At 73.9% G+C, this 18,373-nt stretch carries 18 protein-coding genes; 12 read left to right on the forward strand and 6 right to left on the reverse strand.

Going from position 1 to position 18,373, the window contains the following annotated elements; genetic code table 11:
- On the reverse strand, positions 1-339 hold the full coding sequence (locus BMY88_RS03240; protein WP_091940169.1) for an ArsR/SmtB family transcription factor: 339 nt from the start codon (positions 337-339) through the stop codon (positions 1-3).
- Positions 336-1,457, reverse strand: coding sequence for an NDMA-dependent alcohol dehydrogenase (locus BMY88_RS03245; protein ID WP_091940171.1), 1,122 nt, complete (start codon positions 1,455-1,457; stop codon positions 336-338). Before BMY88_RS03245 ends, BMY88_RS03240 begins: the two co-directional genes overlap by 4 nt.
- A gap of 316 nt (positions 1,458-1,773) precedes the next feature.
- Here BMY88_RS03245 and BMY88_RS03250 point away from each other — a divergent pair, with 316 nt between their 5' ends.
- The 9 genes from BMY88_RS03250 (at position 1,774) to BMY88_RS03290 (ending at position 10,254) form a co-directional block, all read left to right on the forward strand.
- On the forward strand, positions 1,774-3,246 hold the full coding sequence (locus BMY88_RS03250) for an aldehyde dehydrogenase family protein (protein WP_091940173.1): 1,473 nt from the start codon (positions 1,774-1,776) through the stop codon (positions 3,244-3,246).
- Positions 3,247-3,269: 23 nt separating this feature from the next.
- The gene (locus tag BMY88_RS03255; RefSeq protein WP_091940175.1) at positions 3,270-4,481 is read left to right on the forward strand and encodes an amidohydrolase family protein; all 1,212 of its coding nucleotides are present in this window, start codon (positions 3,270-3,272) and stop codon (positions 4,479-4,481) included.
- Complete coding sequence (locus BMY88_RS03260; RefSeq protein WP_091940177.1) at positions 4,474-4,698, forward strand: ferredoxin; 225 nt, start codon at positions 4,474-4,476, stop codon at positions 4,696-4,698. The genes BMY88_RS03255 and BMY88_RS03260 overlap by 8 nt, the downstream gene beginning before the upstream one ends.
- 146 nt (positions 4,699-4,844) lie before the next feature.
- The gene (locus BMY88_RS03265; RefSeq protein WP_091940179.1) at positions 4,845-6,092 is read left to right on the forward strand and encodes a cytochrome P450; all 1,248 of its coding nucleotides are present in this window, start codon (positions 4,845-4,847) and stop codon (positions 6,090-6,092) included.
- Positions 6,093-6,185: 93 nt separating this feature from the next.
- The gene (locus BMY88_RS03270; protein WP_091940181.1) at positions 6,186-6,632 is read left to right on the forward strand and encodes a nitroreductase family deazaflavin-dependent oxidoreductase; all 447 of its coding nucleotides are present in this window, start codon (positions 6,186-6,188) and stop codon (positions 6,630-6,632) included.
- Entirely contained in the window at positions 6,625-7,869 is a 1,245-nt protein-coding gene (locus tag BMY88_RS03275) for a CaiB/BaiF CoA transferase family protein (protein WP_211435466.1), read from the forward strand. Before BMY88_RS03270 ends, BMY88_RS03275 begins: the two co-directional genes overlap by 8 nt.
- Positions 7,866-8,336, forward strand: a complete 471-nt coding sequence (locus tag BMY88_RS03280; RefSeq protein WP_091940183.1) for a Zn-ribbon domain-containing OB-fold protein — start codon at positions 7,866-7,868, stop codon at positions 8,334-8,336. The genes BMY88_RS03275 and BMY88_RS03280 overlap by 4 nt, the downstream gene beginning before the upstream one ends.
- On the forward strand, positions 8,333-9,535 hold the full coding sequence (locus tag BMY88_RS03285; protein ID WP_091940185.1) for a thiolase family protein: 1,203 nt from the start codon (positions 8,333-8,335) through the stop codon (positions 9,533-9,535). The genes BMY88_RS03280 and BMY88_RS03285 overlap by 4 nt, the downstream gene beginning before the upstream one ends.
- Positions 9,535-10,254 carry a TetR/AcrR family transcriptional regulator gene (locus tag BMY88_RS03290; protein ID WP_091940187.1) on the forward strand — a complete coding sequence of 240 codons (720 nt, stop codon included), beginning with the start codon at positions 9,535-9,537 and terminating at the stop codon, positions 10,252-10,254. Before BMY88_RS03285 ends, BMY88_RS03290 begins: the two co-directional genes overlap by 1 nt.
- Before the next feature lie 111 nt (positions 10,255-10,365).
- Here the strand turns inward: BMY88_RS03290 and BMY88_RS03295 are convergent, their stop codons facing one another.
- A complete protein-coding gene (locus BMY88_RS03295; RefSeq protein ID WP_091940189.1) occupies positions 10,366-11,613 on the reverse strand; it encodes an ABC transporter substrate-binding protein in 1,248 nt (415 codons plus the stop codon).
- A gap of 267 nt (positions 11,614-11,880) precedes the next feature.
- Here BMY88_RS03295 and BMY88_RS03300 point away from each other — a divergent pair, with 267 nt between their 5' ends.
- Positions 11,881-14,238 carry a CaiB/BaiF CoA-transferase family protein gene (locus BMY88_RS03300; protein ID WP_091940191.1) on the forward strand — a complete coding sequence of 786 codons (2,358 nt, stop codon included), beginning with the start codon at positions 11,881-11,883 and terminating at the stop codon, positions 14,236-14,238.
- A complete protein-coding gene (locus BMY88_RS03305; protein ID WP_091940193.1) occupies positions 14,235-15,173 on the forward strand; it encodes an LLM class flavin-dependent oxidoreductase in 939 nt (312 codons plus the stop codon). Before BMY88_RS03300 ends, BMY88_RS03305 begins: the two co-directional genes overlap by 4 nt.
- Positions 15,174-15,228: 55 nt before the next feature.
- On the opposite strand, the gene BMY88_RS03310 is transcribed toward BMY88_RS03305, so the two are convergent.
- The 3 genes from BMY88_RS03310 to BMY88_RS03320 form a co-directional block, all read right to left on the reverse strand.
- Positions 15,229-16,302 (reverse strand): phosphotransferase, encoded by a 1,074-nt coding sequence (locus tag BMY88_RS03310; protein ID WP_091940195.1) that lies wholly within the window; start codon positions 16,300-16,302, stop codon positions 15,229-15,231.
- Positions 16,299-17,144 carry a mycofactocin-coupled SDR family oxidoreductase gene (locus tag BMY88_RS03315; protein ID WP_091940197.1) on the reverse strand — a complete coding sequence of 282 codons (846 nt, stop codon included), beginning with the start codon at positions 17,142-17,144 and terminating at the stop codon, positions 16,299-16,301. The genes BMY88_RS03310 and BMY88_RS03315 overlap by 4 nt, the downstream gene beginning before the upstream one ends.
- Positions 17,145-17,290: 146 nt before the next feature.
- Complete coding sequence (locus BMY88_RS03320) at positions 17,291-17,764, reverse strand: globin domain-containing protein (protein WP_091940199.1); 474 nt, start codon at positions 17,762-17,764, stop codon at positions 17,291-17,293.
- Between the two features lie 146 nt (positions 17,765-17,910).
- Between BMY88_RS03320 and BMY88_RS03325 the strand changes: the two genes are divergently transcribed.
- Positions 17,911-18,357: a Fur family transcriptional regulator gene (locus BMY88_RS03325; RefSeq protein WP_280138688.1), complete on the forward strand. Its 447-nt coding sequence runs from the start codon at positions 17,911-17,913 to the stop codon at positions 18,355-18,357.
- Positions 18,358-18,373 lie beyond the last annotated feature (16 nt).

The raw sequence follows: 18,373 nt of genomic DNA on the forward strand, positions 1-18,373 counted from the left end.
TCACTCCTCCTGACCGGCCGAGCGCGGATCGCCCAGCCATCCGCGTAGCTGTGCGATCGCGTCCTCGCGGACGGCGTAGGTGAGGCGGCGGGCGCTGCCGGAGGCCTCGATCAGGCCGGCCTGGACCAGCGCCCGGACGTGGTAGGTCAGCATCGTCTTGGACACCCCCAGGACCCGCTCGAGCTCGCTGCGCCGCGTCTCGCCGCGCCGGCACAGGTGCCCGAGCAGCTCCCACCGCAGCGGGTCGGACAGGGCGCGGAACACCGGCAGCGGCCCGGTCGGCCGCTCCGGCACCCGCCCCGCGGCGGCCGGCGCGGGGCGCAGCAGCAGGCCGGTCACAGGGCGTCGAACTCGACGACGCCGCGGATGTTCGCGCCGGCACGCATGTCGGCGTACCCGTCGTTGATCGTCTCGAGGGTGTAGCGGCGGGTGATGAGCTCGTCGAGCTTGAGGTACCCGCGCCGGTAGAGCTCGAGCACCGCCGGGATCTCCACCGCCGGGCTCGAGGCGCCGAACAGGGAGCCCTGGATGCGCTTCTGGAACAGGGTCAGGTGCCGGCTCGAGATCGGGATGCTGGTGTCGTCCTGAGCCCGCGGCAGCCCGGTGAGGACGCACGTGCCGGCCTTGCGGATGACCTCGACGCCCGCGGCGATGTGCTCTCCGGTGACCACGCCGACGCAGATGATGCAGGAGTCCGCGCCCTGCCCGTTGGTGAAGGAGCCGGCGATCTCGCCCGCCTCCTCCATGGTCGCGACGGCGTGCGTGGCCCCGAAGTCCAGGGCCGACGCCCGCTTGGACTCGACGGGGTCGACGGCGATGAGCACCGAGGCCCCCGCATGGGCGGCGCCCTGCACGGCGTTCATCCCGATGCCACCGACGCCCATGACCACCACGACGTCGCCCGGCCCGACGTCGGCGGACCGGACGGCCGATCCCCAGCCCGTGACCACGCCGCAGCTGGTCAGCGAGGCGACGTCCAGCGGGACGTCGTCCGGGATCTTGACGGCCAACCGGGCGGACACGGTGGACAGCTCGCTGAAGGTCGCGCTGGCGCCCCCCACGGGCCGGCCGTCGAGCGTCGTCCGGAGACTGCCGCCGTCCCGGGCGCCGGAGAGGCCGCGGAGGCCGTCGTCGCACAGGTTGTGCATCCCCGAGGCGCACCACCGGCAGAACCCGCAGGCCGGGATGAAGGACAGCGCCACCCGGTCACCGACCGTCCAGCCCGGCGTGTCGCGGCCGACCTCGACGACCGTGCCGGCCCCCTCGTGCCCGCCCGCCATGGGGAAGGCCTCGGGCGGGACCGGGAGGTCACCCGTGGCGAGGTGGTCGTCGGAGTGGCACAGCCCGGCCGCGCCCATCCGGATGAGGAGCTCGCCCTGCTGCGGCCCCTGGAGCTCGAGCTCGGTGACCTCCCACTTCCCGGGCTGGGCGAACAGGACGGCGGCTCTGGTGCGCACGGTGGAACTCCTCAGCGACCGGGCGGACGACGGCGCGGGACCGGCGGAACCGCGAAGGCGTACGGGATGTGGTGGTCATCACATGCAGGCCGGACCATAGTGAGGACCAGGGGTCTGGCGCAACGGTGCATGTCCAATTGGTAGAACCCCTTTCTGCAAAGCGGTGGGCTGTGCCACAGTTCGGTCCGGCGCCGGGTCCCCGTCCTCGACGGCGACGCGCGGCGGCGTCCTGTGCCGAGGTGCGCGGAAACCGTTGACATCCGCGCCTGTGACGCAGACCATACAATCGCGTTCTACTCGGACGGGAGTCGTTGTTATGACCAGCTTGCTCGCACCCCGCTCATCCTTCGTCGCCGGCAGGTGGGCCGAGGGCGGCAGCACGTTCGCGGTCGAGGACCCCGCCGAGGAGTCGGTGCTGTGCGAGGTGGAGGCGGCGTCGGCAGCCGACGTCGACGCCGCCGTCGCCGCGGCCCGGCGCAGCTTCGACTCGGGGATCTGGGCCGACCGGCCGGCGGCGGAGCGCGCCGAGGTCGTGCGCGCCTTCCTCGCCTCGCTGACGGGCATGCGCGAGGAGCTGGTCGGCAGCATCTCGGCCGAAGCCGGGCAGCCGACGTGGTTCGCCGAGATGACGCAGTACGGCTCCGGCCTCGACCTCGGCCGCCGGACCGTCGACCTCTACCTGTCGATGGCGCACGAGGAGATGAACCCCGTCCCGGTCGACGAGCTGATCCGCGGCCGCGTCGCGCTCAGCGTCCGCCGCCACGAGCCGGTCGGCGTCGTCTCGGCGATCACCCCGTACAACGGCGCCTTCATCATGGCGATGCAGAAGGTCGTGCCGGCGCTGATGGCCGGCAACTCCGTGATCCTGCGACCCAGCCCGCTCACCCCGCTGTCGTCGCTGGCGCTGGGCAGCGCCGCCGAGGCGGCCGGGCTGCCGGCCGGGGTGCTCAGCGTGCTGATCGAGGACGGCGCCGCCGGGGCGGAGGTGATGACCACCGACCCGCGCGTGGACATGGTGTCGTTCACCGGCTCCACCGCGGTCGGGCGCCAGATCCTGGCCCAGGCCGCGGCGACGGTGAAGCACGTCGCGCTGGAACTCGGTGGCAAGTCGGCGCAGATCTACCTGCCCGACGCGCTGCACCGGGTCGCGCAGGGCGCCGCCGCCGTCGTCGCGGCGACCGCCGGGCAGGCCTGCGTCGCCGCCACCCGGATGCTCGTACCCCAGGAGAGCAAGGACGACGTGCTGGCCGCGGTCGCCGGGGCCTACGGCGCACTCAAGGTGGGGCCGCCGACCGCCCCGGACACCGTGCTCGGCCCGGTGATCAGCGCCGCCCAGCGCACCCGGTGCGAGCGCTTCGTCGGCCTGGCCGAGGAGCACGGCGGCAAGGTCGTCGTCGGCGGTGGCCGCCCGGCCGGCCTGGACCGCGGCTACTACGTCGAGCCGACCGTGCTCGACGTGCCGGACAACACGAACCGGGCGGCGCAGGAGGAGATCTTCGGCCCGGTCCTCACGGTGATCGGTTACCGGGACCTCGACGACGCCGTCGCGATGGCCAACGACAGCCCCTACGGCCTGTCCGGCCAGGTGTACTCCGCCGATGCCGCGGCGGCCACGGCCGTCGCCCGCCGGCTGCGCACCGGCGCGGTGAACGTCAACACCTCCGTCTTCAGCGCCTACGCCCCCAGCGGCGGCTACAAGCACAGCGGGCTGGGACGGGAGCGCGGACCCGACGGGATCCGCGCCTTCCAGGAGGTCAAGCACATGTCCATCGGCGAACTGCCCCGCTAGAAACCCACCACCAGGAGCGCGACATGACATCCGAACTGAACCTCGACTGGCTCATCTCCGTCGACGACCACGTGCTGGAGCCGGCGCACCTGTGGGTCGACCGCGTGCCGGCCAAGGACCGCGACCGGGCGCCGCGACTGGTCGTGGAGGCCGACGGCAGCGACTACTGGCTGTACGAGGGCAAGAAGATGCCGGGGTCGGGCCTGTCGGCCGTGGTCGGCAAGAAGAAGGAGGACTTCAGCCCCGAGCCGATCAGCTACGCCGAGATGGCGCCCGGCTGCTACGACCCGATCGCGCGGCTGGAGGACATGGACCGCGCCGGCATCCTCGCCTCGCTGTCGTTCCCCTCGCTCCCCCGGTTCTGCGGGCAGCTGTTCGCCGAGGCCAGCGACCGCGACTTCGGCCTGGTCTGCCTGAAGGCCTACAACGACTGGATGATCGAGGAGTGGTGCGGCTCGGCGCCCGGCCGCTACATCCCGCTGACCCTCATCCCCATCTGGGACACCGCGCTGGCGGTCGCGGAGATGGAGCGCTGCGCCGCGATGGGCTCGCACGCCTTCGCGTTCTCGGAGAACTTCGCTCCGCTGGGCTACCCGACGATCAACGACAAGAACGGCCACTGGGAGCCGGTGCTCGCCGCGGCCAACGACCTGGAGATGGTGGCGTGCATGCACGTCGGCTCCTCGTCGACGCTGCCCGCGATCGCTCCGGACGCGCCGTTCATGGCGAACCTGACCTGGGGCGCCAGCCGCACCTCCGGCACCATGCTGGCCTGGCTGTTCAGCGGCTGGTTCCAGAAGTACCCGAAGCTGAAGATCGCCCTGTCCGAGGGCGAGATCGGCTGGATCCCCTACTTCCTCGAGCGCGGCGAGCAGGTCCTGGACAAGCAGCGCCACTGGGTCAAGAAGGGCGTCACCTTCGCCGACCACGCCGACGGCGGGAACGTCATCGACTACGACAACTTCGACCTGCGGCAGCTCTACAAGGACCACGTCTTCGGCTGCATGATCGAGGACAAGCACGGCATCGCCTCGATCGACGAGATCGGCGAGGACAACATCATGTGCGAGACCGACTACCCGCACTCGGACACCACCTGGCCCGACAGCATCCACGTGGTCAAGCGGATCATCGAGCACCTGCCCGCGGAGACGCAGTACAAGATCCTGCGCGGCAACGCCGAGAAGCTGTACCAGTTCACGCCGGCCGAGCCCCCCGCCGTCGTCCGTGCCTGAGGCGGCTCCGGCGGAGGCCCCGGTCCGCATCGACCGGGACCTCTGCATCGGCGCCGGGCAGTGCATCGCCTACGCGCCGCAGACCTTCGTGCACGACGACGAGACCACGGCCGTCCTGCGGGAGCCCCCGCACGACGCCGAGGCCGACGTCGCCGCCGCCGTGGAGGCGTGCCCGATGGGCGCGCTGACGCTGCGGTCCTCCGTCCCCACGGAGTGACCTGGGTGGGAGGAGGTCGCACGGCGGGCCCGCCGCGCGACCTCCTCCCACCCGACCACCCGCCCGGCCGGCTGCGCCGGCGGCGTCCGTTCCGCGATCCCCGACCGTGACCGGCCACCGGAGCCGGTCGACAGGAGTGCCGAGAGATGACCGAGACCGCGCCGCTGCTCGACGTGGACCGGGTACGCGAACTGTTCGACCTGCGGGGCGCCTACATGGCCCACAACGGCGGCGGGTTCTCCCCCGACCCCTACCCGCTGTGGGCGGCGCTGCGCGAGCAGGCGCCCGTGCACGAGGGCACGCTGCACGCCCTCACCGAGGGTGCCGAGGACTGGACGTTCCAGGGCCTGCCCGAGCGCGACCGCCCGCACTTCACCGCGTTCACCTACGCCGCGTGCAACGACGTCTACAAGGACAGCGAGCTCTTCGCCTCCTCGGCCAACGCCGTCGACCCGACCGCCTCCGCCGGCGTCGAGAGCAGCATGCTGTCGATGGGTGGCGCGCAGCACCGCCGGTACCGCGCCCTGGTGCAGCCCCGGTTCACCCCGAAGGCCGCCGAGTGGTGGATCCGCAAGTCCATCCAGGAGACCGTCGACGCGCTCGTGGCCCACATCCGGCCGCTGAAGCGCGCCGAGCTCAACGTCGACTTCTGCGCCGCGATCCCCGTCCTCACCATCACCGGCGTCTTCGGCATCCCCGTCGAGCAGGCCCTCGACGTCCGGGCGGCCATGGCCAACCCGATGGACGTGATCACGATCGTCGCGCCGCTCGTCGCCGCCCGCCGGGAGGAGCCGGGCGACGACCTGATCAGCGTCCTGGTCCAGGCCGAGGTGGCCGACGAGGACGGCGTGGTGCACCGGCTCACCGACCCCGAGATCTACTCGTTCTGCATCCTCCTGCTCGCCGCCGGCTCCGGGACGACGTGGAAGCAGATGGGCATCACGCTCACCGCGCTGCTCCAGCGGCCCGAGGTGCTCGCGGCGGTCCGCGAGGACCGCAGCCTGCTGCGGCCGGCGATCGAGGAGGCGCTGCGCTGGCAGCCGACCGACCCGATGTTCTCCCGCTTCGTCACCCGCGACGTCGACTTCCACGGCGTGCACGTGCCCAAGGGCGCGGTCATGCACATCGCCCTCGGCGCGGCCAACCGCGACCCGGCCCGGTGGGAGCGGCCCGACGAGTTCGACATCCACCGGCCGGTCAAGCCGATCCTCTCCTTCGGCGGCGGCCCGCACATCTGCCTCGGCATGCACGTCGCCCGCGCCGAGATGGTCACCGGCATCGGCGCGCTGCTGGACAACCTGCCGAACCTGCGGCTGGACCCCGACGCGGAGCCGCCCCGGTACGTCGGCTTCTACGAGCGCGGCGCCACCGCCATCCCCGTCCTCTTCGGATAAGGACCCCCGTGCCCCCCACGCCTCGCTCCGCTCGGCGCGGGCCCCTGCACGAGGGCCATCCGGTCCCCCATTGATTCCGAGAAGGAGCCTCGAATGGCGCAGTACCAGCAGATCGACGGCACGCTGCTGAACCAGGACCACGTCCGCGTGTACCGGGAGACCGACGGGGAGGTCGGTTACATCTGGAACGGCGTGCCGATCCTGCTGCTGACGACGACCGGCCGGAAGAGCGGCGAGCCGCGGACGACGCCGCTGATCTTCGCCCGCGACGGGGACGACTACCTCGTCGTCGCCTCGCAGGGCGGGGCCCCGACGCACCCCAACTGGTACCTCAACCTGCTCGACCGGCCGGAGGCCGAGATCCAGGTCAAGGCCGAGCGCATCGCCGTGACCGGCCGGGCCGCGACCGAGGAGGAGCGCCCGCGGCTGTGGGACGTCGTGCGCGGGCCCTGGCCCAACTACGACGTCTACCAGGAGCGCACCGACCGCGTGATCCCCGTCGTGGTCCTGAGCCCGGTCGCGGACGGCTCCCGTGGCTGACCCGACGGCTGCCGGTGCGGACGCCACCGGGATCGAGCAGGCCTTCGACGGCCTGCGCGTGGTCGAGCTGGCCCAGTGGGTGTTCGTGCCCGTCGCGGGCGCCCTGCTGGCCGACTGGGGAGCCGACGTCGTGCACGTCGAGCCGCCGACGGGCGACCCCTACCGGGGGCTGATGACCCAGGGCATCGGCTCCGACGCCGGCGGCGTGAACGTCTCCATGGCGCTGGCCAACCGCGGCAAGCGGTCGATCGCGCTCGACGTCCGCACCGAGCGCGGGCAGGAGGTGCTGCACCGCATGCTCGCGTCGGCCGACGTCTTCCTCACCAACCTGCGCCCCGGCGCGCTGGAGCGCCTGGGGCTCGGCACCGAGGAGCTCACCGCGCGGTATCCGCGGCTGGTCTACGCCCGGGGCCACGGCTACGGCGCCCGCGGGCCGGACGCCGACCAGGCCGGCTACGACTCCTCGGCGTTCTTCGCCCGCGGCGGCCTGGCGCACATCCTCACCCCGCCCGGCCTCGAGTACCCGATCGGCCAGCGCGGGGCCATGGGCGACCGCAACGGCGCGATGGCGCTGGCCTTCGGTATCGCCACGGCGCTGTTGCGGCGGGAGCGGACCGGCTCCGGTGGCGTCGTGGACGTCTCGCTGCTCGCCACGGCGATGTGGACGCTGTCGTCCGACGTCCTGGCGGCCCTCAGCGGGACGACGCCGCAGCCGAACCCCGGCCGCGGCCCGACGCCCAACCCGCTGGTCGGCACGTACCGCACCGCCGACGGCCGGCACGTGCAGCTCGTGTTCCTCGAGGCCGACCGCTACTGGTCGCCGTTCTGCAAGCTGATCGGGCGCCCGGAGCTGATCGAGGACCCGCGGTTCGCCGACATCCACGCCCGCCGGGAGAACAGCGCCGCGTGCGTGGCCCTGCTCGACGAGGAGTTCGCCCGGCGCACCCTGACCGAGTGGGTCGAGCTGCTGCGCGGGCTGGACGCCCCCTGGGCGCCGGTGCAGTCGGTGCCGGAGCTGCTCGACGATCCCCAGGTCGCGGCCAACGACTACATCGGGACCGTCGAGGACGGTGACCGGACCTACCGCATGCCGAACGTGCCGGTGCAGTTCGACGGCCGCCCGGCGGAACTGCGCCGCGGGCCCGAGCACGGCGAGCACACCGAGGCGGTGCTGCTGGAGCTCGGCTACGGCTGGGACGACATCGCGGCGCTGCAGTCGGCGCGGGCCATCCCGTGACGGCGGTCGAGCGCCCGGAGGCCCGGCCCGTCGACACGCAGCGCCCGGTCCCCGTCCCCGACGAGCTGTCCGCCCCGTTCTGGGCGGCGGCCGCGCGGCACGAGCTCACGCTCGCGCGGTGCTCGGACTGCGGCACGCTCACCCATCCCCCGGACCTCGTCTGCGACGCCTGCGGCAGCACGTCGCCGCGGTTCGCGGCGACCCCCGTCGACGGGCGCGGGGTGGTGCGCTCGTGGACCGTCGTCCGCCAGTCGTTCCTGCCGGGGTTCGCCGACCTGGTGCCGTTCGTGCTGGTCGACGTGCAGCTGGTGGACCCGGCGCTGGCCGGTCAGCCCGACGTGCGCCTCGTCGGGCGACTGCTCGACGGCGTCGACGCTCCGCTGTCGGCCGGCGCCGCCGTCCGGGTGGCCTTCGAGCAGCTGCGCCCGGACCTCGCCGTCCCCGCCTTCGAGCTGGCCGCGTCGTGAGCGGCCGGTTCCGCGCCCGGGACCAGGTCGCGATCGTCGGCTACGCGCAGAGCCCCGTCACCCGGCACGCCGACCGCAGCCTCGGTGCGCTCACCGTGGAGACCGCCCGCGCCGCCATCGCCGACGCCGGCCTCGAGGCCGACCAGGTGGACGGGTTCGTCACCGCCACCCTGTTCCCCACGTCGGGCGCGCACGCGGTCGTCGACGGGGTGAGCGTCGTGTCCGCCGACTGGCTGGCCGCCCGGCTGAACCCGAACCCGCGGTACGCGGCCGGCTTCTCCGGCCTCGGCCAGATCCCGGGGTCGATGGCGCTGGCGGTCAACGCGATCGCCAGCGGGGCCGCCGACCACGTCGTCGTCCACCGGGCCCTGCACAACCCCCGCGGCAGCTACCACGCGACGAGCTCCACCGAGTTCGCCGGCCCGATGCAGTGGACGGCGCCGCAGGGCTTCTTCGGCCCCCTGGCGATGATCGCGCTCACCTACAACGAGTACGTGCAGCGGTACGGCGCCTCCCGCGAGGCGCTGGCCGAGGTCGTCGTCGAGGCCCGCAAGAACGGCGCCCGGCTGCCCTGGTCCTACTGGGCGGACCGCCCGCTGACCCGGGAGCAGTACCTGGCCGAGCCGATGCTGGACGACCCCATCAGCCGGTTCGACTGCGACATCCCGATCGACGGCGTGGCGGCGTTCGTGCTCACCTCCGCCGAGCGCGCCCGGGACCTCCCGCACCGCCCGGTGCACGTCTCCGGCTACGCCACCGGCGCGCCCCCGACCCGGCGGCTGCCCGCCCACTGGCCGCTCGACGACCTCGTGTCCGCGGGAGCCACGATGGCCGAGCGGCTGTGGGCCAGCGCGGGCATGGGGCTGGACGAGATCGACCTCGTGCAGGTCTACGACGGCTTCTCGCCACTGGTCTACCTCTGGCTGGAGGCGCTCGGGCGCTGCCCCGTCGGCGAGGGGCACCGCTACGTCCGCGACGGCGGCATCGACAGCGACCGACCCGGCGCCGACCCCGTGCTGCTGTCCGGCGGCTCGCTCGGCAACGGCCGCATGCACGGCGTCCCTCAGCTGCTCGAGTGCTACCTGCAGGTCTCCGGCCGCGCCGGCGACCGCCAGCGACCGGACGTCACCACGGCGCTGTCCTGCCACTCGTCCCCGCACCTGGGCGGCGCGCTCGTGTACAGCGCCGAGGCCGGGTAGTGGTGCACGTCGAGGCGCCCGGCGGCGAGGCCCAGCCCTCGTCGTGGGTGGCCCGGGCGGCGGACCGCGCGCCGAGCGTGCGCAGCTCCCGGGAGCGCAGCATGCAGCGCGCCCAGCAGATCGTGCAGGCCGCCCGCCGGCTGATCACCACCGGCGGCGACTTCACCACCCACCAGCTGGCCCGCGAGGCCGGCATCGCCATCCAGACCCTGTACAAGCACTTCGCGGGCAAGGACGAGGTCATGCTCGCCGTCCTCGAGGACGTCATCGGCGACTCGATGGACCAGCTGCGCCGGCAGGGCCTGGCCATCGCCGACCCGGTGGAGCGGCTGCGGTTCTACGTGTTCTCGACGATGACCGCCCTGGACGACGACTCCGGCCGGCTCATCCCGGTCGAGCACTGGCGGCTGGTGCAGCTCTACCCCGACGAGGTCGAGCAGGCCCGCCGGCCGGTCGCCGACCTGTTCGCCACGGCGCTGCAGGAGGCACGGGAGGCGGGGCTGCTCGCCCCGGCCGACGTCGCGCACGCCGCGGCGCTGACCAACCAGCTGCTGCTGGCCGAGTACCACCAGCAGTACTTCGCCCGGCGGCGCGAGCCCGGCGCGGTGATCGCGGCCCGGCTGTGGGCGTTCCTGCTGCCGGCCTACGGCGGCGGCCTGCCCGCGTCTGCACCGGTCGACGTCCCCGTGCCGTCGCCGGCGGCGGCCCCCGTCCCCTGAGTCGTCCCCGAGCCCCGGATCCCCGTCCGGGCCCGCCGCGCGCGGGCCCGGACGTGCGTCGTCCCCGGAACCCGTGGGGGCTCCGGGGACGACGGCCGCCGGGTCGGAGGGCTAGGCCTCCTCGCCGCAGATCGGCTCGTCGGAGACGGGCACGAACTCCTCACCCTCGAGCGTGACGAACCAGCCGCACTCCTGACCCAGGTCGCGGTGGTCGGAGAAGTCGAACGGCCGCGAGTAGAGGCCCCCGGCGTCCCACGTCGCGTCGTCGTCCAGGGCGGCCATGAACTCCTCCTGGGTGGCGTCGCACCCGGCGACCTCGAGGCCGTGCAGCAGGAGGTCGGCCATCATCCAGCCCTGGGACTGCCCGAGGTCGGGGATCCCGCCGGGCACGCCGGCGGCCTCCATCGCCTGCCGCATGCGGTCGGTCGCCTCGCCCTCGATCTGGACCGGCGAGTAGGACAGGGAGAAGCTCGCCCCCTGCGCGGCGTCGACGAAGGGCTGGTTCTCCAGGGTGCTGCCGCCGTAGCCACTGGCCAGGATCGCGGCCTCGAACGGGTAGTCCGCCTGCGAGAGGCCCTGCATGATCGCGACCGCGGAGCTGGTGGTGATCGGCAGGTAGAGGCCGTTGCTCCCGGAGTCCTGGATGCCGAGCACCATCGCGCCGACGTCCTCGCTGCCCAGCGGCATGCTGTTGTTCACGTAGCCCCGGTCCAGCCCCGCAGCGTCCGCCGAGCGCAGGATGGTCTCCAGCGACGTCTGGGACGACGGGGTGGCCATCGCGACGCCGGCCACCGTGGTCACGCCCTGCTCGGCGAGGAACTCCCCGGTCGTGGTGAAGACGACGTCCGGCAGCGGCGGCGGCGACGCGGGGAACAGGTTGCCGTCGTTCTCCAGCCACTGGGGGGACCCGTCGGTCGCGGGGCCGATCACCGGCATGTCGGCGGCCTGGGTGGTCAGGTAGTCGACCGCGGCGAAGAACAGCTGGCTGTCGCCGAGGATGGCGTAGACGTCCTCCTGCTGGACCAGCCGCTGGGCCGCCGTCAGCGCGCCCTGCGGGTTGGAGGCCGTGTCGGCGACGACCAGCTCGACCTCGGTGTCGGCGCACGCGCCGCCCTCGTCGCGGTTGACCGCCAGGCGGGCGTTGAAGCCGGTCTGGGCCCGGTCGCCCTTCTGGGCGGCGGCCGGGCCGGTGATCTCGGTCAGCAGGCCGATCCGCAGCGGGCCGCCGGCGCTGCTGCCGCCACCGCCTCCGCCGCTGGCGCTGGTGCCGCCGTCGTCCTCGTCGTCGCTCCCGCACGCGGAGACCACGAGGAGGGCGGCGCAGACCGCGCCGACCGCCGCCATTCTGTTCGAGCGCATGGATGCTCCCTGCTCCCGCGGAGACTCGCGGAGGGCGGCGCGTGGCGCGTTCCTCCGGGCTCGTTCCGAGCTGCTCCGACGTCGATGTCACTCAGCTGGACGTCGGAACTGTGGCACAGACCACGAAAAAGTAGAAGGGGGCTCTACCGAACGGTTACAGGGCGTTCTAACACCAACAACCGGAGTACCTGTCGTGATAGAACCTAGTTCCTGCTTGTGGTCCGCACCACACCTCGGCGCCCGATCGGGCAGAGCGGAGCCACCCCGATGGACCGCGCCACCTCGCCCGGCAGCCCGGCCGGACCGCTGGCCGGGCTGCGGGTGCTCGAGTGGGCGACCGGCGCGGCGGCGGGCTGGTGCACGCGGCTGCTCGCGGACCTCGGGGCGGACGTCGTCCTGGCCGAGCCCGCCGACGGCTCCCCCCTCCGGGCAGAGGAACCCCGGCGCGCCGACGGGACGAGCGCCCGTTTCGTCCACCTGAGCGCCGGCAAGCGCAGCGTCCTCGTCGAGGACGACAGCCGGCTCGCCGAGCTCGCCGCCGCCTGCGACCTCCTGGTCAGCGACGCCGATCCCGAGCAGGTGGCCGGCCTGGTCGCCGGCCTCCCGCGGGTGGTCGTCGTCGGCATCCGCCCCTTCGGCGCGACCGGCCCGGACGCCGACCGGCCGGGTCCCCACCTGACGGTCTCCGCCGCGTCCGGCGAGATGTCGACGCTGCCCGGCGGTCGGAGCTTCGAGCTCTTCCCCGACCGCGCCCCGCTCCAGCTCGGCAGCGACATCGGGTTCGCCGACGCCGGCTGGAACGCCGCCGTCGCGGCGCTGGCCGCCTGCTACGAGTCGCTGCGGTGGCCCGACGCCCAGCGGGTCGACGTGTCGGTGCAGGAGTCGCTGCTGTCGCTGAACCGCACGCGCCTGAACAGGTACCTCAACGAGGGGATCTGCGTCGGCCGCGAGCGGAACCGGTACGGGATCGCCGGGATGCTGCGCTGCCGCGACGGCTGGGCGCAGGTCGTGGGGATCCGGGACGAGCACTGGGACCGGCTGGCCGGGCTGCCCGAGGGCGCGGAGTTCGCCGCCGCGGGCCACGGCACGCCCGCGGGGCGGGCCGCCGACCCCGAGGGGCTCGGCCGACTCCTGGCCGGCTGGTGCGCCGCCCGCACCCGGTCCGAGGTCGTGCGGGTCCTCGCCGGCGTCGGCGTCCCGGCCGGCGCCTTCGCCGAGCCCGCCGACCTGCTGACCGACGGGCAGCTGGCGCATCGCGACTTCCTCCGGGAGGTCGGTGACGGCTTCGGGGGCACCCTGCGGATCCCCGGCGCCCCCTATCGGTTCTCCGCGACCCCGCTCCCGGTGCGACCGGCCCCCGAGCTCGGGTCGGACACGGGGTTCGCGGCGCGGCCGCCGGCGCCGGACCCGGTGGCGCCCGGCTCCCGTCGCCGGGCCGGCGCGCGGCTCCTGGACGGCGTGCGGGTGCTGGACGTGACCTGGGCTGCGGCCGGGCCCTACGCGACGCTGCTGCTGGCGTTCCTCGGTGCCGAGGTCGTCAAGGTCGAGTCCACGCGGCGGCCGGACCCCGCGCGCGGCGGCTTCCTCGCCCGGTACGAGGGCCTGGACCGCTCCCCCGTCTTCAACGAGCTCAACCTCGGCAAGCGGTCCCTGCAGCTGGACCTGACCCAGCCCGAGGCCGTGGCCCTGGTCCGCCGGCTCGCCACGGAGGTCGACGTGGTGGTCGACAACTTCCGGCCCGGCGTCCTGGACCGCCTCGGCCTCGGCCCGCGGACCCTGCTGTCGGCCGATCCGGGGCTCGTCGTCGCCTCGTCGTCGGCGAACGGCGCCACCGGTCCGCAGGCCAGCGGCGCCGGGCTGGCGAGCATCTTCGCCGCGACGGGCGGCCTCAGCGACCAGACGGGATACCCCGACGGGCCCCCGACCGAGGTCGGCGACCCCGTCGACTACCGCAGCGGCGCGGCGCTGGCGGTGGGCATCCTGGCCGGCCTGCTGCACCGCGAGCGCACCGGCGAGGGCCAGTGGATCGACCTGGCCTCGCGCGAGGTGGTGGTAGCCAGCGCCCCCGACGCGCTGCTGGCCGCCGCCGCAGGCGTTCCCTGGCGGTCGCGGATCGGCAACGGGCACCGCACCTGGGCCCCGCACGGCGTCCACCCGTGCCGGGACGGCGGCTGGCTGGCGGTGGCGGTCCGCGACGACGACGAGTGGGCCGCCCTCTGCGGGGCTCTCGACCGCCCGGACTGGCTCGACGCCTTCCCCGGGCCGGCGGAGCGGCGGGCGGCGGCCCACCTCCTCGACGAGGGCGTCAGCGCCTGGACGTGCGGCCGGTCGGCGGCCGCCGCCGCCCACGCCCTGCGCGCGGCCGGGGTTCCCGCCGAGCCCGTGCGGACCTTCGCCGACCTCGCCACGGACCCGCACCTGCTCGCGCGCGAGGCGTTCGTCGACGTCGAGCACCCGGTGCTGGGCGCGCAGCGGGTCCTGCGTCCGCCGTGGCGGTTCTCCGCCGGCGGCTGCGGCGTGCCCGGCCCCGGGCCGCTGCTGGGCGCGGACACCGCGGCCGTCGTCGCGGAGCTGGGGGACGACGGATCCATCGAGGCAGGACGAAGGGACGAGGTGTTCCGGTGACGAGCACGACGCAGGGCATCCGCATCGGGCTGGTGGCCGGGGACCTGGAGCGGGCGGCGGCCCTCGACGAGGCGGGGGCGATCGACTCGCTGTGGACCGGCGGCCACGTCGCCTCCCGCAACCCGTCCACCGAGGCGATGATGAGCCTGGCGCGGCTGTCGGCCGTCACCTCGCGGGTCCAGCTGGGCACGGCGGTGCTGCTGCTCCCCCTCTATCCGCCCGCGATCGTGGCCAAGCAGATCGCCGACCTGGACCGCGCCACGGGTGGCCGCCTCGTCCTCGGGGTCGGCGTGGGCGGGGAGTACCCGCAGGAGTTCCGCGCCTGCCAGGTGCCCCTGGAGGAACGCGGACGGCGCACCGACGAGGCCATCGGGCTGCTGCGCCGGCTGTGGACCGCCGAGGAGATCACGCACGACGGCCCCTTCTACGCGATGCGCGACGTGAAGGTGCACCCCGCGCCGGCGCAACCCGGGGGGCCGCCGATCGTCGTCGCGGGCCGCAAGCTGCCCGCGATGCGCCGCGCGGCGCTGCTCGGCGACGGGTGGATCCCCTACCTGTACTCGCCCCGCCGCTACGCCGAGTCGGTGCAGACCATCCGCGCGCTCGCCGCGGAGGCCGGGCGGGACCTGGCGGGCTTCGAGTGGTGCGCGTTCGTCTTCGTCCACGCCGATCCCGACGGCGGGCGCGCGCGCGAGGAGGCCGCGCGCACCATGGGCGGCAACTACGCGCAGGACTTCCGGCAGATGGTCGACGGCGTCGCGGCCGCCGGCACGCCGGCCGAGGTGACCCGCAAGCTGCAGGACTTCGTCGACGCCGGCGCCCGGCACATCGTGCTCATGCCGGCGCCGGGCGGAGGGGACGCCGACACCCTCGTCCGCCGGCTGCTCGACGACGTCGTCCCGGAGGTCCGGGCGTACGCCGCCACCCGGGTCTGACCGGCAAGAGGCCGGCGCGCGGGCGGGTCCTCCCCGCCCGCGCGCCGGCGCCCGGTCAGCCCTGGACTGCGGTCAGCGCGTCGTGGTCCTCGACCGCGGCGCCGATGCGGGTGAGCAGCTCGGTCGTGATCGGCGGCGCCACCTTCTGGGTGATGGCCCACAGGTAGAAGCCGTGCACGATGCCGTGCTTGATCAGCCGCCACGCCTCGTCCTCGTCGGGCCGGTCGACGCCGCCGGCCGCGAGCCGGTCGAGGTAGTGCCGCAGCAGGTCGCGCTCGTGCTCCCGCCGCTGCTCGATCGGCAGCGTCGAGGCGATGTGGTACCCGACGTCGACGTACCAGGGGCCGCGCTGCACCAGCTGCCAGTCGACCAGGCACGACCGACCCTCGCCGTCCACGAAGACGTTGCCGACGTGCGCGTCGCCGTGGATCACCGCCCACGGGGACGCCGTGGCCGCGTTGTTCGCGACGACCGTGTAGGCCTCGATCAGCCGCTCGCCGTTGCGCACCGAGTCGGGCGCGCCCGCGCCGATGGGCCCCTCGAAGTTGTGCCGGATCTCGGGCAGCCCGCGACCGCCCAGGATGCGCGGCAGCGACGGCGTCAGCCACTGCTGCCGCCCGAGGGTGGGGTCCATCCACGTGGAGGCGTGCAGCGTGGCGAACTGCTCGAGGCTCTGCGCCACCTGGTCGGGCCGGTAGGGGCTGAGCGAGTCCAGGAAGGTCGCGCCGCGGGCCACGACGTCCTCGGTGATGACGACGCTCTCGCGCGTCCCCGGATCGATCCCGGCGTAGACCGGCCGCAGCGTGCGCACGCCGGTGGTCTCGGCGAGGGAGTCGAAGAACAGACCCTCCGAGAACCCCGCCGCCCCTCCCCCGGCGCTGCTCATGTCGGCGAAGTAGCCCTTGATGCAGAGCTCGCGGGGCAGCTCGTCGGCCGGGGCACCCGTGCAGGTGATCGTGAACCGGGCGTTGGTCGACACCCGCGACACTATCGGGCCCGGCTCGACCGACTGCACGACGACGTCGGGGAAGCGGGTGCGCAGCGCCGCGGTGAGCCACTCCGGGGTGAGGGCCTCCGCGAGCGTCGCCGGGATCGCCGGCGCCTCGTCGGTCGCCGCCACCGCGGTCACGGCGTCGTCACCCCGGCGTCGACGGGGAGGGTGACCCCCGTGACCGCGCGGGCCCCGTCGGAGACGAGCCACAGGATGGCGTTGCTGACGTCGTTCGGGTCGAGGATCTGGATGGGCAGGAGCCGCGGCTGCGTCTCGAGCATCGCCTCGCCGCCCCGGTAGAACTCCTCGAACTGGGGGTTGATCACCATGGGCGTGGCCACGCCCATGGGGTGGACCGTGTTGACCCGGATGCTGTGCTTGCCGAGCGTCTTGGCGTAGCCGCGCATCAGCCCGATGACCCCGTGCTTGGCCGCCGTGTACGCGGCCATCCCGCCGGTGCCGTCGTGCATCCCGTTGAGCCCGGCGGTCGAGCTGGTGATGACGATCGAGCCGCCCACGCCGCCCTCGACCATCGGCGGCGCGGTGACCCGGATCGTGTTGTAGACCCCGGTGAGCATCACGCCGACGCCGTCGGCCCAGGTGGCCGCGTCGTCGTCGATGCTCTGCTCCCCGCGGGCGGTCAGCAGGATCCCGGCGTTGGCGAGCACCATGTCGATCCGGCCGAACTCGGCCATCGTCGCGTCCACCGCCCGCTGCATCGCGTGGATGTCCCGGACGTCGGCGACGATCGGCAGGCAGCGCCGGTCCTCCTTCTCGACCAGCGCCACCGTCTCCTCGAGGTCCTCGCGGCTGGCCATCGCGTAGGACACCGTGGGGATCTGGTCGGCGATGTCCAGCGCCACGATGTCGGCGCCCTCCCGCGCCAGGGCCAGTGCGTGCGACCGCCCCTGGCCTCGGGCCGCCCCGGTGATGAAGGCGACCTTGCCCTCCAGTTGACCCCGCCCCTGCGTCGAACTCATCGGCTGACCCCACTCCTCATGTGGTGCAGAACACAGAACACAGACAGGCGCGACCATAGAACGTGATTCTCGCGAAGGGAAGCGCTTCCTCGGCCCGGCGGCCGCACGCGGCCCGTCCGCGCACCGCCCCCGGGCCCGCAGGCCGCTCAGCGCTCGGGCCGGTACGGGGGCGCCACGCCCCAGCCCCAGCGCGGCACCGGGGCGTGCGCGACGACGGGGGCGGCCTCGTCGGAGTTGTGCATCGCCAGCCGGCTCCCCCACTCCGCGTAGCCCATCAGCGCGGCCCGGAACTCCGGATCGGCGGGCAGCGCGGCGTCGTCCGCGGCGCGGGAGAGCAGGGTGACGAAGCGCAGCCGCTGCTCGGCGGTGATCGCCAGACCGAGGTGGTGGCGCAGCATGTTCTCGTAGCCGCCCAGTGCCGCGGTGTAGTCGGCCGGGCCGCCCATCACCTCGCACCACCAGGTGACGACGTCGCGCCGGTGCTGGTGCGACACCCGCCCGCCGAACACCGGCGACAGCAGGTCGTCGTCCTCCACCAGGTCGTAGAAGCGGCCGAGCCAGCGTTCGAACGCCGGGCGGCCACCGGCCCAGTCGTGGACGGTCGGCGGATCTGCGGTCATGCCGGGCTCCTCGGGCGGCGGACGGGCACCCCTGTCTAGACCTCCGAGCGGGGCCGCCGACAGACCCGGAGGCCGTGGGACCGCCGATCCACGGCGATCTCGCAGTTTTGATTGATCCCGAACTGGCTTCGGGCCACACTGCGAGTGTGTCGCCGACCACACCCGATCTGGAGCGCATGCTCCGCGGGGTCGGCCTGCGGGTGACCCGCCCCCGGGTGGCGGTGCTCTCCGCGGTGTTCGACCACCCGCACGCCGACACCGACGCGATCCTCGGGGCGACCCGGGCCCGGCTGTCGGACGTCTCGCACCAGGCCGTCTACGACGTCCTGCGCGCCCTCTCCGCCGCGGGGCTGTTGCGCCGGCTCCAGCCACCGGGCTCGGTCGCGCGCTACGAGGCCCGCGTCGGGGACAACCACCACCACGTCGTCTGCCGGTCGTGCGGGGTGATCGTCGACGTCGACTGCGCCGTCGGCGACGCGCCCTGCCTGACCGCGGCCGACGACGCGGGTTTCGAGATCGACGAGGCGGAGGTCATCTACTGGGGCCGCTGCCCGACCTGCGCCACCGACCAGCACCCTGTTCCATCGATCTGACCACCACCGAGAGAGG

This window comes from Trujillonella endophytica, from assembly GCF_900110555.1.
Classification (GTDB): domain Bacteria; phylum Actinomycetota; class Actinomycetes; order Mycobacteriales; family Geodermatophilaceae; genus Trujillonella; species Trujillonella endophytica.

Coding starts and splice junctions, on each gene's coding strand:
- BMY88_RS03295 (WP_091940189.1), bottom strand. CDS start 11,613: ATGCGCTCGAACAGAATGGCGGCGGTCGGCGCGGTCTGCGCCGCCCTC.
- BMY88_RS03315 (WP_091940197.1), bottom strand. CDS start 17,144: ATGAGTTCGACGCAGGGGCGGGGTCAACTGGAGGGCAAGGTCGCCTTC.
- BMY88_RS03255 (WP_091940175.1), top strand. CDS start 3,270: ATGACATCCGAACTGAACCTCGACTGGCTCATCTCCGTCGACGACCAC.
- BMY88_RS03265 (WP_091940179.1), top strand. CDS start 4,845: ATGACCGAGACCGCGCCGCTGCTCGACGTGGACCGGGTACGCGAACTG.
- BMY88_RS03270 (WP_091940181.1), top strand. CDS start 6,186: ATGGCGCAGTACCAGCAGATCGACGGCACGCTGCTGAACCAGGACCAC.
- BMY88_RS03250 (WP_091940173.1), top strand. CDS start 1,774: ATGACCAGCTTGCTCGCACCCCGCTCATCCTTCGTCGCCGGCAGGTGG.
- BMY88_RS03300 (WP_091940191.1), top strand. CDS start 11,881: ATGGACCGCGCCACCTCGCCCGGCAGCCCGGCCGGACCGCTGGCCGGG.
- BMY88_RS03320 (WP_091940199.1), bottom strand. CDS start 17,764: ATGACCGCAGATCCGCCGACCGTCCACGACTGGGCCGGTGGCCGCCCG.